Source organism: Commensalibacter papalotli (ex Botero et al. 2024), assembly GCF_947179115.1.
Lineage (GTDB): Bacteria > Pseudomonadota > Alphaproteobacteria > Acetobacterales > Acetobacteraceae > Commensalibacter > Commensalibacter papalotli.
The window spans coordinates 569,353-589,429 of sequence record NZ_CAMXCI010000001.1 but is presented as its reverse complement, the minus strand read 5'-3'; the positions used below and the strand labels follow the sequence as shown (position 1 = coordinate 589,429).

The 20,077-nt window shown below is 37.3% G+C and carries 18 protein-coding genes; 13 read left to right on the top strand and 5 right to left on the bottom strand.

The window, feature by feature from the left end; translation table 11 throughout:
- The first annotated feature begins 105 nt into the window (after positions 1–105).
- Positions 106–2,055 carry a tyrosine-protein phosphatase gene (locus QMN76_RS02720; RefSeq protein ID WP_282023853.1) on the top strand — a complete coding sequence of 650 codons (1,950 nt, stop codon included), beginning with the start codon at positions 106–108 and terminating at the stop codon, positions 2,053–2,055.
- 67 nt (positions 2,056–2,122) lie between these two features.
- Here QMN76_RS02720 and QMN76_RS02715 read toward each other — a convergent pair whose 3' ends face one another.
- The 3 genes from QMN76_RS02715 to hisI form a co-directional block, all read right to left on the bottom strand.
- On the bottom strand, positions 2,123–3,016 hold the full coding sequence (locus tag QMN76_RS02715; RefSeq protein WP_034336637.1) for an EamA family transporter: 894 nt from the start codon (positions 3,014–3,016) through the stop codon (positions 2,123–2,125).
- 133 nt (positions 3,017–3,149) lie between these two features.
- Complete coding sequence (lpxB, locus tag QMN76_RS02710; RefSeq protein ID WP_282023854.1) at positions 3,150–4,307, bottom strand: lipid-A-disaccharide synthase; 1,158 nt, start codon at positions 4,305–4,307, stop codon at positions 3,150–3,152.
- Between the two features lie 20 nt (positions 4,308–4,327).
- Positions 4,328–4,726 (bottom strand): phosphoribosyl-AMP cyclohydrolase, encoded by a 399-nt coding sequence (gene hisI / locus QMN76_RS02705; protein ID WP_034336641.1) that lies wholly within the window; start codon positions 4,724–4,726, stop codon positions 4,328–4,330.
- Positions 4,727–4,798: 72 nt separating this feature from the next.
- Between hisI and QMN76_RS02700 the strand changes: the two genes are divergently transcribed.
- The 11 genes from QMN76_RS02700 to QMN76_RS02650 all read left to right on the top strand — a co-directional run bounded on the left by QMN76_RS02700 (position 4,799) and on the right by QMN76_RS02650 (position 16,781).
- Positions 4,799–5,728 carry a glycosyltransferase family 9 protein gene (locus QMN76_RS02700; protein WP_034336644.1) on the top strand — a complete coding sequence of 310 codons (930 nt, stop codon included), beginning with the start codon at positions 4,799–4,801 and terminating at the stop codon, positions 5,726–5,728.
- Between the two features lie 30 nt (positions 5,729–5,758).
- On the top strand, positions 5,759–6,790 hold the full coding sequence (locus QMN76_RS02695; RefSeq protein WP_282023855.1) for a glycosyltransferase: 1,032 nt from the start codon (positions 5,759–5,761) through the stop codon (positions 6,788–6,790).
- Positions 6,790–8,565: an asparagine synthase (glutamine-hydrolyzing) gene (asnB, locus tag QMN76_RS02690; protein ID WP_282023856.1), complete on the top strand. Its 1,776-nt coding sequence runs from the start codon at positions 6,790–6,792 to the stop codon at positions 8,563–8,565. The genes QMN76_RS02695 and asnB overlap by 1 nt, the downstream gene beginning before the upstream one ends.
- A 20-nt stretch (positions 8,566–8,585) precedes the next feature.
- Entirely contained in the window at positions 8,586–9,905 is a 1,320-nt protein-coding gene (locus QMN76_RS02685) for a dihydroorotase (RefSeq protein ID WP_282023857.1), read from the top strand.
- Between the two features lie 58 nt (positions 9,906–9,963).
- Complete coding sequence (locus QMN76_RS02680; protein ID WP_282023858.1) at positions 9,964–10,338, top strand: hypothetical protein; 375 nt, start codon at positions 9,964–9,966, stop codon at positions 10,336–10,338.
- Between the two features lie 78 nt (positions 10,339–10,416).
- Positions 10,417–11,121: a tetratricopeptide repeat protein gene (locus QMN76_RS02675; protein ID WP_051461807.1), complete on the top strand. Its 705-nt coding sequence runs from the start codon at positions 10,417–10,419 to the stop codon at positions 11,119–11,121.
- Positions 11,118–12,497: an outer membrane protein assembly factor BamB family protein gene (locus QMN76_RS02670; RefSeq protein ID WP_034336656.1), complete on the top strand. Its 1,380-nt coding sequence runs from the start codon at positions 11,118–11,120 to the stop codon at positions 12,495–12,497. Before QMN76_RS02675 ends, QMN76_RS02670 begins: the two co-directional genes overlap by 4 nt.
- An 11-nt stretch (positions 12,498–12,508) precedes the next feature.
- Complete coding sequence (gene der / locus QMN76_RS02665) at positions 12,509–13,888, top strand: ribosome biogenesis GTPase Der (protein ID WP_282023859.1); 1,380 nt, start codon at positions 12,509–12,511, stop codon at positions 13,886–13,888.
- Positions 13,889–14,266: 378 nt separating this feature from the next.
- Positions 14,267–14,830 (top strand): recombinase family protein, encoded by a 564-nt coding sequence (locus QMN76_RS02660; protein ID WP_282023860.1) that lies wholly within the window; start codon positions 14,267–14,269, stop codon positions 14,828–14,830.
- A 356-nt stretch (positions 14,831–15,186) separates the two neighbouring features.
- On the top strand, positions 15,187–15,744 hold the full coding sequence (locus tag QMN76_RS02655; protein WP_282023861.1) for a Spy/CpxP family protein refolding chaperone: 558 nt from the start codon (positions 15,187–15,189) through the stop codon (positions 15,742–15,744).
- A gap of 113 nt (positions 15,745–15,857) precedes the next feature.
- A complete protein-coding gene (locus QMN76_RS02650) occupies positions 15,858–16,781 on the top strand; it encodes a hypothetical protein (protein WP_282023862.1) in 924 nt (307 codons plus the stop codon).
- On the opposite strand, the gene QMN76_RS02645 is transcribed toward QMN76_RS02650, so the two are convergent.
- Together QMN76_RS02645 and QMN76_RS02640 are read right to left on the bottom strand one after the other, a co-directional pair.
- Positions 16,776–17,144, bottom strand: coding sequence for a MerR family transcriptional regulator (locus QMN76_RS02645; protein ID WP_282023863.1), 369 nt, complete (start codon positions 17,142–17,144; stop codon positions 16,776–16,778). The two genes, QMN76_RS02650 and QMN76_RS02645, sit on opposite strands and share 6 nt — an antisense overlap.
- A gap of 19 nt (positions 17,145–17,163) precedes the next feature.
- On the bottom strand, positions 17,164–18,357 hold the full coding sequence (locus QMN76_RS02640; RefSeq protein WP_282023864.1) for an MFS transporter: 1,194 nt from the start codon (positions 18,355–18,357) through the stop codon (positions 17,164–17,166).
- Between the two features lie 296 nt (positions 18,358–18,653).
- Between QMN76_RS02640 and ffh the strand changes: the two genes are divergently transcribed.
- The gene (ffh, locus tag QMN76_RS02635) at positions 18,654–20,042 is read left to right on the top strand and encodes a signal recognition particle protein (RefSeq protein ID WP_282023865.1); all 1,389 of its coding nucleotides are present in this window, start codon (positions 18,654–18,656) and stop codon (positions 20,040–20,042) included.
- The last annotated feature ends 35 nt before the right edge of the window (positions 20,043–20,077 follow it).

The following is a 20,077-nucleotide window of genomic DNA, read 5'->3' as shown; positions in this document are numbered from 1 at the left end:
TATCATAAAATCTTAATAATTTCTTAATGATATCTTCATTGTTATTTATTAACATTGTTCTCTAAACCTATTAGTATAATTTTTATTTATAACGATGGGTTTATCATGAACGTAAAGTTTTCTTTTCTATCCTCTTCTTGTATTGCCAGCCTATTATTTATTATTCCGTTATTATGCGTTACGGATATTGCGTTGGCACAAACAACGCAATTAAATACCCCTCAATTACAAGGGATGGATAATTTTCGTGATCTTGCTGGAATTGATACAGCCTATTCGACATCTCATAATGGAGTGATGAGACCTGGAGTTTTTTATCGTTCTAATGCAATAACACCTGTTGGTAATGACCTTAGTGTGATGGAAAAATTAAATATAGGCACTGTTATTGATCTGAGAACAGATGCGGAAATAGCAACAACACCAGATACACTTTCTCCAAATACTTCTTATTACCATGTTGATATTATAGGCAATCAAAATAGTGTTGTTACCCTAAATTATGGTAGTTTAAACAAAGATCAGATCAATAGTATGATGCAGCAAACAGAGCGCAACTTTGTAACCGATCCTTATGCCAGATCTGGTTTTGGTAATGAGTTAAAAATACTGGCAAATGCTGATTCTGCGGCTTTATTTCATTGTACAGCTGGAAAAGATCGCACGGGCTGGACTGCAGCAGTACTACAGTCTCTCGCAGGTGTGGATAAACAAGATATTATATCTAATTATCTAGCAACAAATGCATACACAGCTTCACGTATTAATGCAACGGTGGCAAAATTACCTGTGTCTATGCAGGATTCTTACCGAACCATTATGTCTGTAGATCAATCTTGGCTCGAAGCAGGGTTAGATCAAGTTACTAAAACTTATGGTACAATGGATAATTATCTTAAGCAGGGATTGGGGTTGGATCAAGCCACTATCTATGTCTTGCGCGGAAAGATGGTGCGTTACCTAACTTTGCCTGGACAAGAAAATTTTAAAGGCAATGCTGCTTCTGGTGCCAATCTATTAAATGCATTACAAGGTACTGCTCTGTCGGGGGCTTACACAAATTATAATTACTATCTTCAATCCGCAATCGATCAAGGCACGTTGAATGGTTTGGAAATACGTGTCGGTGGACAAGTTTACGCTGATGCAGCAAGTTATTTATTGCGCCAGCCTTCTAAAATGAATGATATGCTGATGCCTTTGACAACAGGCAGAGAAATGAAAAAGGGTGAAACCGCATTTTGGATGCAGGGGTTAAGTAATTACCTTAGCACAGATGCAAGAAAAGGTTTCAATTCCAGTAATGAATATACAGGTGGCACTGTCTTTGGATTAACTCATCGTTTTAATCAAAAACTATCGGTTAACGGTGGGGTGGGTTATAATTATGGTAATGTTAACAGCAATGGTGGACGTGTGACTACTAATAGTGGTTTTGTGACATTGGGTGGAAACTATGCCTTTAGAGGGCTTGATAATTCTGGTGCATGGATAAGGGCACAGGCAAATATCGGCTATGTTAATTATCAAAGCGAACGCCAATTAGGGAATGGTTTTGGTACAACAAATGGTAATACCAGCGGTGCTTATTATAGTGGTCGTACTATGGCTGGATGGTTATTCAAAGCACAATCATTCACGATTGATCCTTCAGTTGGGATACAAGTGACCAGTTTACATTTAGGTCGTGTTCGAGAGAAAGGGAGTGAGCTGGCATTAAATATGTCTAAATACGATAAAATACAACCAAGTCTTGTTGCCAATATGGATATTAACTTTGATCCATTACACTCTGGACAATGGAGTTTTATGCCTGGGGTTACATTGGGGTATGAACGAATTTTAAATAATGCCAGTGTTAATCAATATGGTACTATTTATGGAGTAGGCGTTAGACAATATTCAGCATTCAACAGCCCTAATATCTATAAAGCAGGTGCCCGTTTAACCGCTAAAAGAGGGCAGTGGTCATTTAATATCAGTGCTGATTACTATGGTGCTGGGTTAAACAGTCATGGTGTTAATGGGATGTTAGGGACAACACTGAATTTTTAATGGAATCACATAATACTTAAATACCGTTATGTATGTTTTATGACGGTATTTAAGTATTTTATAAATCTTACTCTTTGATAGATTTGTTGTTTGTTAAATTAACACTGCTAATTGCAATAAAAATTACAATAACACCAGTAAATTGTAAAATACTAATCTGTTCATTAAGAATGAAATAAGCAAAAATAATCGCAGCAGGTAATTCCAGTGCTGATAAAACACCGCCAATTCCTGCTGTTATTTTTGGCATACCTTTTGCAAAAAGTAACAATGGTAAGATAATGGAAAAACAAGCGATAATCATTCCCCATTTTAAGGATAAAGGAATGATTGAAAGATTAATTGACCATCCCCAAAGAATACAAATGATAATAAAAGCACCCAATGAAATATAATATGCTCTTCCAAAGGCAGATGCTTGAGGGGCTAAATTATTGGTAACCATAATTGTTATGGCATAACAAACACCTGACATGAAGCTTAAAAATAATCCTAATGGAGAAATAACAATTTCTGTGCCGATGAGATTGGTTGTTAAGATTGTTCCTAATAAAACACCGATAATACAGAGGATTTGAATAGGTGAAGGGATAGTTTTTTTAAAGAAAAAATCTAAAACTGAAGTAATCCAAACCGATTGCATCAGCATCACGGCGGCAATGGCAACGGACACATATTCTAATGAAGTAAAATAAAAAGAGTTTGTTAGTGCCAAAGCTGTACCAGACAGAATAAGGTGTCTTTTTGCGCTGGGGTCTAATTGTGTTTCATTGGGGTTAATTTTCTTGCTGCTAAAGAAATAGAGTATGCCCAAAGCAAGGCAGCCAAAAAAGAATTGAAAAAAAAGAATATTAGCTTCAGTGATGCCGTCTTGTTTAGACAGTTTAATCAAAGAAGCTGGTAGCCCATAGCTGATCGTGCCGAGGAGGACTAAGATAATACCTTGTAGCTTTGCGGACATTATTTATATATCAATCTAACTTATTGAACTGAGAAAAATATTCTGAATGGTTTATGTTTTATAGTGAACAAAGGATTAGTAATCATATAGCAAAAAAACAATCTTATAATAATCCGTTAAGTTGTCATATAATTTAGCCATTAATCATTCCCAAAATTTCTTTGGCAGCGACACGGGAAGGCAGCTCATCATTCGGGCCAGAAAGTTGGTGCATAATTTCGGTAAAAGCATCTTGTTGAGCTTTGGCTTTTTGTGGATCTGTCAATAATCCCAGTAATGTTGCTGTTAAATGTGCGGGGTTGCAGTCTTCTTGTAATAACTCAGGCACAACTTCCTTGTTTGCTAATAAATTTAACATACAAACGTAAGGAACCTTGATCATACGTCTGGCAATCATCGCTGTGATAGGATTTACGCGATAAGTAACGATCATGGGCACTTTGGCCAAAGCGAGTTCCAGCGTTGTTGTGCCAGATTTGGTTAAGGCAGCATTGGCGGCGGCATAAGCATTATATTTATCTTGTTGATCATGAATGATAATTGGTTTAATAGGCCAGTCCTGTACTGTATGCTCAACGTGTTCTTTGGCAAGGGGGGAGGTTGGAATAACAGCAACTACATCATGCAGTTGACGTTTTAATAAAACTAAAGTCTGTTTAAAGACTGGCATTAATTTAGGGAGTTCTGAACGACGACTGCCAGGCATTAATAATAAAACTGGAGCAGTTTCAGGAACTTGATGTTCTTTTCGAAATTGCTGGCCATTGCCATGATGCACATCGGTTTCTAAAATAGGATGCCCTACAAATGCACTGTCCAGCCCGTGTTTAGCAAAGAATGATTTTTCAAAAGGCAGTAAACAAAGTAATTTTTCCCATAATCCAGGGAATTTCTTCACTCGGCTTTCATGCCATGCCCATACTTGAGGGGCAACATAATGCACTCTGGGGATATGTAAATCTGCAATCTTTTTTAGCAGCCGCAAAGAAAAACCAGGGCTGTCAATTGTGACCACGACATCAGGCTGTTTCAGTTGAATATCTTGTGCCGCTTGGTTTAATCGATTGGATAACATATGGATCTTCGGCAGCACTTCAACCAAGCCCATTACGGCTAAGTCTTGCATAGGAAATAAAATTTCCATGCCTTGTTCCTGCATTTTTGTTCCACCAACACCATAAAATTTTAGGTCAGGATTGAAATGTCGCAAAGCTTTGATTAGTTTGGCACCCAATTCATCCCCACTGGTTTCACCAGCTAATAGCCAAATTTTATGTGTCGTTGCACTCATAATGTTGCTCTTATTGATAATTATTGATGGTAAAGTTGATTTGGATCCATTAATGGCTTGCTAACCTCAACAATTTCTCCATGACGATAAGCATGAAAGAAACAATTGCGTCTTCCTGTATGACAAGCTACTCCTTTTTGATCAACCAATAATAAAAGTGTATCTCCATCACAATCAAGGCGCATTTCAACCAGCATTTGAACTTGTCCAGAAGTTTCACCTTTGCGCCATAATTTTTGGCGGCTGCGAGAATAATAACAAACTTGTTGTTTTTCAAGGGTTTCTATAATCGATTCTTTATTCATCCAAGCCATCATTAATACTTCGCCTGTATCATGTTGCTGAGCAATTGCAGCAATTAACCCGTCTGAATTAAATTTCATCATGGATAAAAAAGAATTAATGGATGAATCTGTCATTCTGTATAGACCTTTAAAGCGAGATAAAATAATATTCTTTGTAGATATTATTTTGCCCAGTATAAGTATGATATGCAATCATCTACAATAAAAAATATTTTGTTTATTACTTCAACCCGATTGGGAGATGCCGTCATCTCTACTGGGATATTAAACTATTTAATACAAACTTATCCTAATGCTGACTTTACCATTGCTTGTGGCCCAGTCGCTGCGGGGGTGTTTGAGAGAATGCCTAGACGCAAAAAAACGATTATTATGGAAAAACAACGCTATGATATGCATTGGTTTAAATTATGGAAACAATGTTTTTTATGTCACTGGGACATGGTTGTAGACCTTAGGGGATCGGGTATCAGCTATGCTTTGTGGGCTAAAAACCGTAAGATTATCCGTGGTGGGCGTATCAAAGAAAGAAAAATAGAGTATTTGGCAAAATCTTTTAATTTACAGCCTGCACCGTTGCCCATGATGTGGACAGGAGAACAAGATATTGATCTTGCCAAACAGTATTTGTCTGATAATCATTATATAGCATTAGCACCAACAGCAAATTGGGCAGGTAAAGTTTGGAGTATTGACCGCTTTATAGTCTTGGCAAAAAAAATATTAGTAGAGTTTCCAAAAAGCCAATTTGCAGTTTTTTACGGGCCAGGTTTACAAGAATATGAAATGGCTAAACCGTTATTAAATGAGGGTTTGCCGATTATTAACGTGGGGGGTGATTTTACATTATCTCAGGTTGCATCAATGTTTTTGCGATGTAAAGCATTTGTTGGTAATGATTCAGGATTGATGCATTTAGCAGCTGCTTGTCAAATTCCTGTCTTAGGATTGTTTGGTCCAAGCCAAGTTTCAGAATATGCCCCAGCAGGGCTTAATTCACAGGCTGTTGTGGCTGAGGGTGAAGAAGGTAAAGCATCAATGGATAATTTATCTGTTGATAGGGTTTTTGAAGTATTGAAAAAAATGTTAGAACAACAAAATACAATTATTCATTAATATATATAGATTTTGAATTGGATTGAATAAATGGATAAATTACGTATTGCTCATGTAATGGCGGGTGCAGTTAATGGGGGGGCAGAGTTATTTTATGAACGACTTTGTGCCGCTCAATATGAACAAGGATTGAATGTTTTACCTATTATTCGTCAAAATCAAAATCGGTTCGAATTATTAAGAAACGCTGGATTATGCCCAAGAGAGCTCTCTTTTGGTAGCAAAATGGATTTTAGGACTAAGCGTAAATTAAAACAATATTTAACTGAATTTTCTCCGAGGGTATCAGTGGCTTGGATGAACAGGGCAGCTTATTTCATGCCAGTAGGTGATTGGGTTTCTGTGGGGCGATTAGGTGGGTTTTACGATTTGAAATATTACAAAAATTGTGACCATTTGGTCGGGAATACCAAAGGGATTGTTAAATGGTTAATTGAACAAGGTTGGCCAAAGGATCGGGCACATTATGTACCTAATTTTGCTAGAGATTTTCCTAATGTCGTTCCAAAACGTCCTAATTTTATTCCTCAAACAGCGCCTTTCTTGCTTGCGTTGGGGCGTTTACATACCAATAAAGGATTTGATACCTTAATTAAGGCTATGCCTTTTCTTAAAGATGCACACTTATTCATTGCTGGTGAAGGGGAAGAGCGTGCTCATCTTGAGCAATTAACAGAAACATTAAATGTTTCAGACCGTGTGCATATGCCAGGATGGGTAGAAGATATTTCTCAGCTATTAGGGGCCTGTGACGTGTTTGTTTGTTCCTCACGTCATGAACCGTTGGGAAATATTGTACTAGAAGCATTTGCAGCAACAAAACCAGTGGCTGCCTTGGCATCTCAAGGTCCATTAGAGTTAATTACTGATGGTGAGAATGGGTTGTTATCTCCTTTGGAGGATGAAAAATTACTTGCTCAATCAATACAAAAACTGTTGGATAGTGCTGACTTTTCAAGTAAAATAGCAAAAGCAGGTAGGAAAAAATTCGAAACAGAATTTAGTAAAGAAACAGTATTGCAACAATGGTATGACTTCTTGAGTAAAGTTGAAAAAGTGTAATGTGTGGTCTGGCAGGAATTGCCCTTAAACCAGGATGTTCAGTTTCTGATGAACAAAAAAAATTATTAAAAGAGGCTCTTGTCCACCGTGGTCCAAATGGAAATGGAGAATGGGTGGGGCAACATGCTGTTTTAATTCATACGCGTCTTTCTATTATTGATCTTGAGGGTGGGAAACAACCTTTATCCTTTCAAGATAAACAGTTTGTGGTTGCTAATGGTGAAATTTATAATGATCTAGAGCTTCGTCATAGTTTTTCAGATTATCCTTTTCAAACAGGCAGTGATTGCGAGGGAATAATCCCATTATGGCAGCAATTCAAAGAAAAATTTCCAGAAAAATTGCGAGGCATGTACGGGATTGCATTGGTTGATATGGATGAATACACAGTTATTTTAAGTCGTGATCCATTTGGAGTTAAACCTTTATATTATGCTTGTGTTGAACAAGGGATTGTTTTTGCTTCTGAAGCACAAGCTTTGATCAAAGCTGGTTTTGTTCAACCTTTACTTCGCCAACAAGGATTGGCGGCTTTATTACAACTTCAGTTTGTGCCAGGGCAAGAGACGATTTTTGAGAATATTCATCGCTTATTACCCGGAGAAACGCTGGTCATTAAAGATGGCACGATCCTCAGGAAGGATCGTATAGAAGTCTTTAAAAACCAAACTCAAGAAATTTTTGATGTAAATCTTGCTTTGAAGCAACTTGATCAAATTCTTGAAGATACAGTGCGCATTCATGAACGCTCTGATGTGCCTTTTGGTCTGTTTCTATCTAGTGGTATCGATAGTTCAATTATTTTAAAAATGATGCAACGTTTAGGCCAAGAAAAACGGGTAAAAGCATGGACGGCGCGTTTTGAAACGGATACGCATCAAGGGTATGTTGCAGATGAAACGGACCAGGCAGCGTTTTTAGCAAAACAAGTTGGGGCAGAGCATCATATTTATTCCATTACCCAACAACAAGTGTGGCAACATTTACCTCAGATCGTGGGCTGTATGGATGATCCAGTAGCGGATTATGCAATCATCCCTACTTGGTTTTTAGCCAAAGAAGCCAGTAAGAATGTGACGGTTATTTTATCAGGTGAGGGTGGTGATGAGCTTTTTGCTGGGTATGGTCGTTACCGTAAAGCCAGCCAGCCTTGGTGGAAAGGTGGCAGGAAGATGTATCGTAAGGGTGTTTTTGATCAGACAGATTATTTGAACGTTGATCTTACTTCATGGCGGGATGAAATCATAGCGTTTGAAAATCAATATGATTTTTCTGGCCTGTCACGCCTAACTAAAGCACAAAAAATTGATATAGAGACCTGGTTGCCGAATGATTTGTTAATCAAACTTGATCGATGTTTAATGGCACATGGAATAGAAGGTCGTGTTCCTTTCTTAGATAAACAAATAACTGCATTTGCATTTAATCTGTCTGATTCGTTAAAAGTTCAAAATAGGCAGGGAAAGTGGATTTTACGCAAGTGGTTAGAACAAAATTTTCCTGAATCCAGACCTTTCACAGCGAAATTAGGTTTTAGTGTTCCCATTGGTTTGTGGATTGAACAACAAGCATTGATTTTGGCACCATTAGTTTCTAAACAAATAGGGATACAAGAAATTGCTTTTTCTGATAAAATAGCAAAATTATTTGAGAAAGCCTCTGGTCGAAAAGAGCGCTATATGGCATGGAATTTATTGTTTTATGCTTTGTGGCATCAAATACATATTGTGGGGAAATCTCCAAACGGTTCCGTAACTGATATTTTGGCAGCTTAGAAGAAAAGTAAAGTGAAACGATGCATTACGATTTAATATTAAAAAATGGCGTTTGTGTTTTTCCTTGGGGTGAGGAAAAAACGAATATTGGTATTAAAAATGGCCGTATTATTTCTTTGACTGTTGAGATAAGCGATGAGGCAGAACAAATTCTTGACGCCCAAGGATTGCATGTATTGCCAGGATTAATGGATTGTCATGTCCATTTTCGAGAACCGGGAAATGCTCTGGTTGAAACAATTGAAACTGGAACTAAGGCTGCGGCTTTGGGTGGATTAACTACGGTTTTTGATATGCCAAATACCAATCCGGCTACGGCTGATTTGGAAACAGTGCAATGGAAGCAAAAGCGTGCTTCTGAAACCAGCTGGATCAACTTTGGGTTTTATATTGGTGCAACCCGTGAAAACACTAAAGATTTAGCGAGTTTAGAATCTCAAAAGGGTGTATGCGGCATTAAAGTTTATGCTGGTTCTTCAACAGGTTCATTAATGGTAGAGGATGATGCAAGCCTGGAACAAGTTATGTTGCATGGGCATCGTCGTGTTTGCTATCATGCCGAAGATGAGTATCGCCTGCAAGAAAGAAAAAAACTTTTTTGTGAAGGAATGCCTTATGAAAATCATAGTAAATGGCGCGATGAAGAAACTGCGTTTCTAGGAACACGTCGTATTATTGCTCTTGCACGTAAAACAGGTCGTCCAGCACACATTCTCCATACCACTACTCAAGAAGAAATGGAGTGGTTGGTTGATCATAAAGACATTGCCACCGTTGAAGTATTGGCTAATCATTTAACGCAAATTGCCCCAGAATGTTATGAGCGGTTAAAAGGCTTTGCGGTAATGAATCCACCTATTCGTGACAAACGTCATTATGATGCTTGTTGGGAAGCTGTGCGTAACGGAGTTGTTGATGTGGTTTCATCGGATCATGCGCCTCATGATCCTAGTTTGAAAGCACAACCTTGGTTATGTTGTCCTTCTGGAATGTTAGGGGTTCAAACAATTGTGCCGTTGATGTTAAATCATGTAAATGAGGGGCGATTATCTTTAAGTCGTTTAGTTGATGTAATGTCGGCTAATCCAGCACGAATTTATGGGATGCCTTCTAAAGGGCGTATCCAAGTGGGTTACGATGCAGATTTTACGCTAGTAGATATGCAAAAGAAACGCATTATTACCAATGACTGGATTGTATCTCCAGCAGGATGGACCCCTTATGATCAAGTAGAAGTTAAGGGATGGCCGATGGTAACAATTGTCAAAGGGCGTGTTGTTATGCAAAATGATGAAATGTTGGGTAGACCAAAAGGCGAACTGGTTAATTTTTTACCATAGAATAATTGTTTAATTTGAGTTATTTATAAATACGTAAATTGATTTTAGGATTATAGAGATGAAAATAGTATTACAAGCAGGAATTGTTGGTTTAGGGTTGATTATGGGTGGTTCTGCGTTTGCTCAGGATTGGGCAGCAAGTTGTGGTCACGAACCCAAAGCACCAACCATCAATGTATCCAATGTAACCAATTATAACAGCAGTGTTGAACATTATACAGCTTATGATAAAGCTTCACGTGCATATTATGCTTGCGTTGCAAAGGCTGCACATGCAAAACAAACAGCTATAAGTCAAAAAGCTGCTGCGGATATGGAACCTTATAAAAAAACAACAACAGATGTACGTAATCGTATTACAGCGAACTTAACTAAAATACAGACTGAATTAAAAGCAGGTGGAAAAAAATTAGGGGCAAAACCTAAAAAATAGGTTATGTAGATGTTTAAGCTGCTTTATAGGCAAAGATAAAGGCAGGCATTCTGTGATGAGAAAAGGGAGTACGAGTAGGTGTCTGAGGACCTATTAAAAGAGATTGACGCAGATATGCGCGCAGAGACAATAAAAAATGCAGCACGCCGTTATGTTGTTTTTGTAGTTGTACTAATTGTTGTTGCTCTTGTGGCGTTGGGGATATGGCAATATAAAAGCTGGCAACATCATAAAGCTATACAAGCGGCTTCCTTTTCTTATTTTAATACGATGCAGCCTGTTATTCCAATGATGGAAGGTCAAACAGTTCCAGTTGATGCTAAAAATGCAGCAATTAAACAATTAAAAACATTATCGGATCATTCACCTCAATCAATACGTGCATTGTCTCAATTGGAGCGGGCAGGCTTGCTTGCTGATCAAGGTAAAATTAAAGAGGCCTCTGTTATTTGGGAAACTTTGAGGGCTGATCAAACGGCATCTTCAGCTTTTCGTTCTTTGGCAGGTTTGTTGTGGATACAACATCATCTTGATAACGCGTCTCCTGCGGATCTTCGTACTCGTATAAATGAATTGCTTGGACAGCAAACGCCTTGGTATGGATTGCTCAAAGAATCCGAAGCATTATTAAATTTACGGACAGGAAAGTTGATTGAGGCACGCCAAATTTTTGGTCAATTATCAATAGATATGAATACCTCACCAGGATTACGTCAACGTGCCAGTGTAATGTTACAAATTATTGCTCATAATAAAACCGTTAATAAAAAGGGTAACCCATGACAAAATCTTTGCCTGCAACGCATAAAGGTTTTTCTCGTCGTTCGATATTACTGGCCACTGGAGGCAGCATGGCGCTGGTTGCTTGTGGGCATAAAAATAGCAAACCTATTTTGGTTGGTAAACGTGCAGATGTATTCAGCTCTGGTGCAGGATTAATGGTGGATCAGGACGATCATACACCTATTACCATTCCCGCCCCTGTTATCGATTCAAAATGGATGCAAGAAGGACGGGTTCCAAGCCACACTTCTATTCATAGTGCTATCGGTGGAGTGAGAAAAAGATGGGATTGCAGCATTGGTTCTGGAAATTCAGAGCCAAGCCCTTTGGCGTTTATGGCCTTAGGATCAAAAGGCAGAGGAATTGTGAGTACAACCCCAGTCGTTGATGGCGAACGTTTTTTCACAGTTGATGCTGTAGGAAAAGTGACAGCTTTTGATTGGAAAACAAAAAAAGTTTTATGGAAATTAAATCCTAATAAAAAAGGTTCAAAATCTAGTAATCTCGGTGGTGGTATAGGCCTCACTGATGATGCGCTATATGTTGTTGATGGTGTGGCACAAACGTTACGTGTGGATCGCAATACAGGTAATGTTGTCTGGCGAATAGACGTTGGTACTCCAGGGCGCTCTGCACCAACGATTGTTGATGAGCGTGTATATTTTGGCACGATTGATGGCAGTCTTTTTTGTTTGGATTCCAAGACAGGAAATCAAATTTGGTCTTATCAAACAGGCAGCGTACAAACTAAATTGTTTGGACAACCAGCGCCTGCTTATTTTGATGGAATTATTGTTGCAGGGTTTGGCACAGGGGATTTGGTTGCCTTACGTGCTGAAACAGGTGAACAAATTTGGACTGAGACTTTGGGGCGCAGCGGTCGTGATTCAGACACAGATTTTTCTGCGATTAGTGCATTACCAGTCATTGTTGACGGTACGGTTTATGCAATCAGTGTTGGTTCTGTATTAGTTGCGATTGATGTGCGTTCAGGTCGAAGATTATGGGAACGTGAAGCGGCTGGTCAAAATGCAATGGTTGTTATATCAGATTGGTTGTTTGCGTTATCATTGGATCAACAACTTGCTTGTTTAGATCGTGTCACAGGCAGAGTACGTTGGGTTACTCAGTTGCGACGCTTTAAAAATGAAGAAAAATCAAAAGATCCTATTGCTTGGTATGGTCCCGTATTGGGTGGTGGTCAGTTGATTTGTATCAGTGATTTTGGGGATAATGGTTTGGTGACCATTGATCCCGCAACGGGGAAGGTAACAAAGGTTGTGAAAACAGATATTACGCCAGCGCTTGCCCCGGTAATTGTTAATGAGAATTTGCTGGTCCTTGGACAAAATGGCAAATTGACTGCTTTTGGATAGGAATAAAATACGTGGCATTATCCACTAAATCTTTACCTGTGATTGTAATTGCTGGACGTCCTAATGTTGGAAAGTCTACTTTATTTAATCGTTTGGCAGGCAGACGATACGCAATTGTAAATGATCAACCAGGTGTTACGCGTGATCGTAAATCGGTTGATATTGAATTGCGATATCGCAATGTAACTTTGGTGGATACTGCGGGGTGGGAAGAAGACGATCCACAAACTGTATTTGGTCGGATGCGCCAATCCTCTGAAAGTGCAGTTGCATCTGCTGATGTTGTTATTTTCTGTGTTGATGCGCGTTCAGGTATTAATCCTGTTGATGAGCATTTCGCGCAATGGTTAAGAAAACAAGGCAAGCATATTATTCTGGCAGTAAATAAAGCTGAGGGTAATGCGGGTAATATTGCTGCATTAGAGATGTATAGCTTTGGTTTGGGAGAGCCTTATCCTGTTTCTGCAGAGCATGGTAATGGGATCGGTGATCTTATAGAAGCAGTCTTAGATTGTTTGCCAAATGAAGAAGAAAATGACGAGTTCGAAGATTTTGAGAATGAAAACGTTGATCGTCCTCTAAAATTGGCCATTGTTGGGCGTCCAAATGCTGGAAAATCTACTTTGGTTAATCAGTTGTTAGGTGAACAGCGCGTTATTACTGGACCAGAGGCAGGATTAACGAGAGATTCTATTTCAGTCTTTTTGAGAGATGAAGAGGGTGAAGTAGAGCTGGTTGATACAGCAGGGCTGCGCCGTAAAGCTAGAATTGATGAAACTCTAGAAAAAATGTCCGTCTCGGCTTCTTTGGAAGCATTAAAGATGGCTGAAGTAGTGGTTTTGGTTATCGATGCAGAGCTGGGTGTGCATGAACAAGATCTACAAATTGCACGTTTGATTGAGAGAGAAGGGCGCTGTTGTGTTCTTGCTTTGAACAAATGGGATATTTTAGAAGATAGAGAAGCAGTTCGTCAGGCAATTAAAGATCGTATTGAAATTTCATTGACTCAAATGAACGGGATTGCTGTCGTTTCTTTCTCGGCTTTGACAGGTAGAGGTATCCATAAACTGTTGCCTGCCGTACGTAGAGCATATGCAATATGGAATAAACGTGTTCCAACGGGTGCTTTGAATCGTTGGTTTGAAGAAGCGATTACGCGTCACAGTCCTCCTATGGTTGAAGGCCGTCGTTTAAAAATACGTTATATTACTCAGATTAAAGCTCGTCCACCAACATTTGTTTTATTTGGAACAAGAACGTCAAAGATACCTATGGATTATCAAAGATATTTGGTTAATGGGTTAAGGGCTACTTTTGATATGCCAGGAACACCGATACGACTGCAGTTCAGGGATAGTAAAAACCCTTATGCTACCCCTTCAAAAGATTAGGGATGTTATTAAGAGCTGAATTGTTAAAAGTTCAGCTCTTTTTTTATAGTATATAAATAACAGTTATGTTGAATTTATTTGTTTATATTATTTCATTTCATGAGGAAGTATATAAATACTCAGGATCATTACAATTAAAAGTAATAGTCGACGAGGGTTGAAAAGCCAATAAATTATATAAATAAATATTAAAAAAATTTAATCAAATATCTATTACTAAAAAGTCAATAATAAAAAGTTATCTGATAATATAATGTTGTTTTTTTCATATATTTAAAGAATTTTATTAAATAATAATAATTTTTTGTAAATATTGACATTTAATAAGTTTATAAACATTATCGGCAATAGGTGAGTTTATGAATATATAGGTCAATTATGGTTAATATTGGATATGCTAGAGTATCAACAACTGAACAAGATACAGCTTTACAAACAAAAGCGTTAAAACAATTTGGTTGTGATAGCATTTATGAAGATAAAGCCTCTGGAGCTAAGACAGATAGACCAGAATTATTAAAAGCCCTTTCCTATTTAAGAGAGGGTGATGTATTAGTTGTATGGAAATTAGATCGTCTTGGGCGATCAATAAAACATCTAATAGAAATTGTAAATGATCTAGAAGCTCGTAAGGTTGGTTTTAAATCCTTAACGGAGAATATTGATACAACAACACCTGGTGGGAAGCTTGTCTTTCATTTGTTTGGAGCGTTGGCACAATTCGAACGAGATTTAATCAAAGAGCGAACCAAAGCTGGATTAAAAGCTGCCAGAGACCAAGGTAGAATAGGTGGAAGACCAATTGCAATGACAGATGATAAGCTTAAAAAAGCAAAAGAACATTTACAAAATGGGTTAAACGTTAGAGAAGCTGCTGCACGTATTAAAGTTTGTACAACAACCTTATATAAAGCTCTCAATATTAAAAAATCTTATATGTAAAAAGATATATTATTTTTTGATTAATTGATATTGCGAGTTGGTAAGTCTGAATTACAAATACTGTTCCCTTTAGTTAAGATTGTGTCCTCTAAGTTTTTTTGGATTGTTATTTAAAGAATAATTATAAAACCTGAGATAAAGCTAGATAATAACCTAAAAAGGTGTAGTTTATATATAGGATTAGACTTTAAAGAAATAAATTATCTTCTCCTATTAAAATATTTGTTATTGCGATCATGAAAAAATACAGAATTTGTCATATTTTTGCCTAAAAGATTGTCAAAACTCATTATTAGAGCACAAGGATAGTTTTGAAATAATTTTAAATTGTGTCAATGGAAATAGGGATTATAATAATGTTTAACAAAAAAATGCTGACTTCTTTAGTGGTTGCAAGTGGATTAAGCTTTGGTGCTGCTGGGGCAGCTTTTGCACATCCTGCTCCTCCTCCTCCTCCAGGTGAAGACATGCCTCCACCTCCACCACATCATCCAAGAATGTTTGGCCCAGGGGCAGGTCCAATGGGGATGATTTTCCAAGGTATTAAGTTAACCAAAGAACAAAAGCAAAAAATGAGCGATATTATGGCTGACGCTCGTAAAGAAGAAGACAAAAATCGCGATAGTATGAAGACAATTCATGATCAGATGGCAACAGCTTTGTTATCTTCTGGCAAGGTAACAGCTGAAAGCTTACAACCTATTTTAGACAAACAAGCAGCTTTGGAAAAAACAGTTAAGGCTGCACATGTTAAAACAATCCTTGCTTTACGTGATGTGTTAACTCCAGAACAGCTTGCCAAAGCAAAATTACGATATAGTAAAATTAAATCGATTAAAGAACAAATGAAAGAGTTGCGTGATATGGATGCACCTGCTCCAGAAGATGCACCAGCACCTCCTCCATTACCATAATCTTTGATTGATTCGAGATGTTAATAAGGCCTGTTACTCTTTATGGAGTGACAGGCTTTTTTGTTTGATAGTATAATCATTTGAATATGTTTATTGTTAAAAGTGTATCCCAAATGAAGTATTATTCTAAGTTTTCAATTAGTCTTTTAGTAGCTTCTTTCTTGATGTTTAGTATCAAAAATACCTTGGCAGATGAGCCTAGTTCTTACACAGATATGCCAAAAGCATGTCAAAATATTGATTTGGCATCAATGACTTTTGAACTACCATTATTGACGCAGGAATTGACACAAGAACAACGAAAGAAAATTCGAGAAATACTAGGAGAGGCATATACACAAGCTTGTATAGTAAAAATGCAGTATGATGGCTTATTACAACAAATAATCTCAGTGTTATTTCAAGATAACAATGTTACTAGCCAAAAATTAAAGCCATTCTACGATCAATTACTGTCTTTGATACAAAATCGTATAGAAATTAATATTAAAACTGTAGAATCTATTCATAAAATCTTATCAAATAAAGAATGGAGTATACTTATTTCTGAGAACGCAGATTATATAGAGAGTAAAAATAAGTTTATTAGACAACAAACGGGTCTGCAGCAATCCTATGATGATTTAATTAGTGGAAATTATAATAGTGAATTTATAACACTTGCTTTGATGCCGTCATCATTTTGTATAAAAAACAATCCTAAGATTAAAATATTAGAACAAATAATTGCAAAGTCATCTTTAACAAATTCTCAAGAGGGACTTTTCCGTAATATCACGAGACTACAGGAGAGGCAAAGTTGTATTGCACGTCAAGAGATGAATCAATTAACATTACAATTATTAAAGTTAATTGCAATGAAATCAGATCAGGCGCAGGAAAATCAATATATACAGATTTTTAATCAGTTGAGTAGTAAAGCTTATTTACTTGATTATTATCAAATAGAGTTGTTATCTTCTTTGATTAAAATTTTAATGCCTGAACAGAAAAATAAAATAAGAGAGAGTTATATAATTATCAATGGGATATTATAAATCCAGAGATTTCTTCATATCTTCATAAAATTTGCGTTTATATTTAATTGTTTCTAAGGTTTTTTGTAGCTCTTGCAATTGATGTTCAACTTTTTGCTGTTGTTTTTTAAACAAATTTAACCTTTGTTCAACAGTGCTATCTCCTTCATTAATCCATTGTATAAATTGTTTTATCTCTTTAAGGGTCATACCCGAGTTTTTTAAGCAATGGATCAGAGATAACCACTCTAGATCACATTCTTGAAATTGTCTGATACCATTAGAATTTCGTTGAACAAAGGGAAATAATCCTTCTTTGGCATAATAACGCACAGTATGAGGATTCATGTTCATTTTCTTAGCAACATTATGAATAGTATACATTATGGCCTCTATGAATAAATTATATTTTTTCTTTTGTAATTTTATAGAGTAGCGAAAAGCTTAAATAAGTAAAAGTAATAGCCATTATAAAAATACAAGCTGCAGCCAAAAAGAGAGCTGGAACTCCATAATGATCAAATATCATACCGCCAAGGGCTGCTGCAAGAGTGATGGATAATTGAATAGAAGCAACCATGAACCCACCTGCCATTTCAGCTTGTTTTGGTAATGTTCGGGCAATCCATGTTGACCATCCTACGGGAATAATACCAAAGATAAAGGCCCACAGTAAAACAGTTATAATATTTTCAAAAAAAGAATGTTGATTAAATAAAAATGCAACAGCTACAATACCCAGAATAATATGAATGGAAATCATGGTTGTTTGGAATGATCTATTGATAAAAAAGCTGGCGATCAAAGTTCCAAAACAATTTATTATTCCAAAACAGAATAAAGTTATTGTTAACCCTCCGTGGGATAGGTTTAAGTTGTATTGTAAAAACGGTTTCATATAAGTAAAGAAAATATGATATCCAGCATAACTGCAAATAATAGCAATTAATCCAGTAATGACCCATGATTGATTCAATAAGTTGACCATTTCTTTAAAATTGCTTTTGTTATTTGTGGATAAAGTGGGCAGGGTAATATACTGCCAGACAAGTGTTAATACACCTAATAAGGCAGACAAATAAAAGATGGTTCTCCAGCCTAGCAGATCTCCAAGATAACTTGCAAAAGGCAAAGCAATAATTGTAGCAACAGATACGCCAGCATAGATGACGCTTAAAGCACGAGGAACATTTTGTTGAGGAACAAGTTGTAATGTTACTGCTGAAATTAATGACCAAAATCCACCTACACATATACCCAAGAGGGAACGTCCAATTAACAAAATAGTAAAATTTGGCGAAAGAGCGACAAGTAAGTTCGATATAATAAGTGTAGCAGAAAAGGTCAGTAAAATATGGCGAGGATTTATTTTTGTTGTTAAAGGTGCAATTAATAAACTGGTTATAACTGCAAGTACCCCTACAGCAGTGACAGATTGCCCTGCTTGCCCTTCGGTAATATGAAGTTCATTGGCAATATTGGTAAGTAAACTAATCGGGATAAACTCTGCCGAAATAAGGCTGGTTACACCCATAAATAAAGAAAAAACAGCATTCCAATGGGGTATTTTTGGATAATTAATAGAAATAGAATTCATGTAAACCTACCTAAATTAAGATATAATCTTAGATTAAATTTAGGTATAAGCTTTAGAGTTTACTCTCAGTCAATATGTTTTATTTTGTAAATTAGTTGGAAAGTGTTTATTTGGTATTTAGAGCTTAAATATAATTTATTCATCATATTTGAATTTTTTTGAGCAGTGCTTATCAATTTATACTTGACCATTGCATATAAATTGAGTTATCTTTTATTAAAGATAAGAAACGTCACCTCGCGAAGACTCGTGCAGTGACGCGTTATTTATTGCTTAAAACTGTAGGATGATTTAACGTGTTTGATCGTTTATCTGGAAAGCTTTCTGGCGTATTTGATGGGTTGTCAAAACGCGGTGCTCTGTCTGTAGAAGATGTCAATGAAGCCATGCGGGAGATCCGTTTGGCGATGTTGGATGCTGACGTTGCTTTACCAGTGGTTAAAGACTTTGTTAAAAAAGTTCAGGAAAAATCTGTTGGACAAGAAGTCTTACATAATATTTCCCCAGGTCAAGCCATTGCAAAGATCGTTAATGACGCTTTGATCGAAGCCCTTGGTGGGGCGGGGGCTGTTCCGTTAAATTTAAATGCCGTTCCTCCTATTCCTTACCTGATGGTGGGGTTACAAGGGTCTGGTAAAACCACGACCTCTGCAAAAATTGCGTATTATTTAAATCGTCGTGAACGTAAAAAAGTTTTATTAGCCAGTTTGGATACATACCGTCCTGCTGCTCAGTTACAGTTAGAGCAATTGGCTAATCAAGTTAAAGTAACATCTTTACCTGTGATTGAAGGGCAAATACCTGTTCAAATTGCTAAACGTGCGATGGAAGTTGCGCGTTTAGAAGGGTATGATGTAGTTATTTTGGATACTGCGGGTCGTCTATCTATCGATGAAGCATTGATGGAAGAAGTCCAAAATATTCGTGACGTAGCAAAACCAGCTGAAACCTTGTTAGTTGTCGATGCAATGACAGGGCAAGATGCGGTTCATACTGCCAAAAGTTTTAATGAAAAAGTCGGTATTACTGGCGTTGTCATGACCCGTATGGACGGTGATGCACGTGGTGGTGCGGCTTTATCAATGCGTGCGATTACAGGTGCACCGATTAAGCTGGTTGGTATGGGTGAAAAAGTCGATGCGTTACAGGAATTTTATCCTGAGCGTGTTGCCAGTCGTATCCTTGGTCTTGGGGATATCGCAGGTTTGGTTGAAAAAGCCAGCGAAACCATTGATCAAGAAGAAAGTGAGCGTCTTGCGAAAAAGATGCTTAAAGGCAAGTTTGATCTGAATGATTACGCAGCTCAAATTGGTCAAATTAATAAAATGGGTTCTATTTCAAATATCATGGATATGATGCCTGGTATGGGCAAAATGAAAGAGAAACTCGGAGATAAAGAGTTAGATACCTCTATCCTGAAACGTCATCAGGCGATCATTTCGTCAATGACTAAGGCAGAACGCAAACAGCCTGCTATTATCAAGGCCTCTCGTAAAAAGCGTATTGCCTCAGGTTCGGGTTCAACAGTTCAAGAAGTTAACCGTCTATTAAAACAATATGATCAGATGGCTTCTATGATGAAGCGGTTTAATAAACTGGGCGTTAAAGGTTTAATGCGCCAGGGATTATCCGCTCTTTTACCAAAAGGAATGACGCCACCACCAGGTGGTGGGATGATGCGTTAATTCTTTTTCAATTGTGGCTAGATATCTGGAGAGAA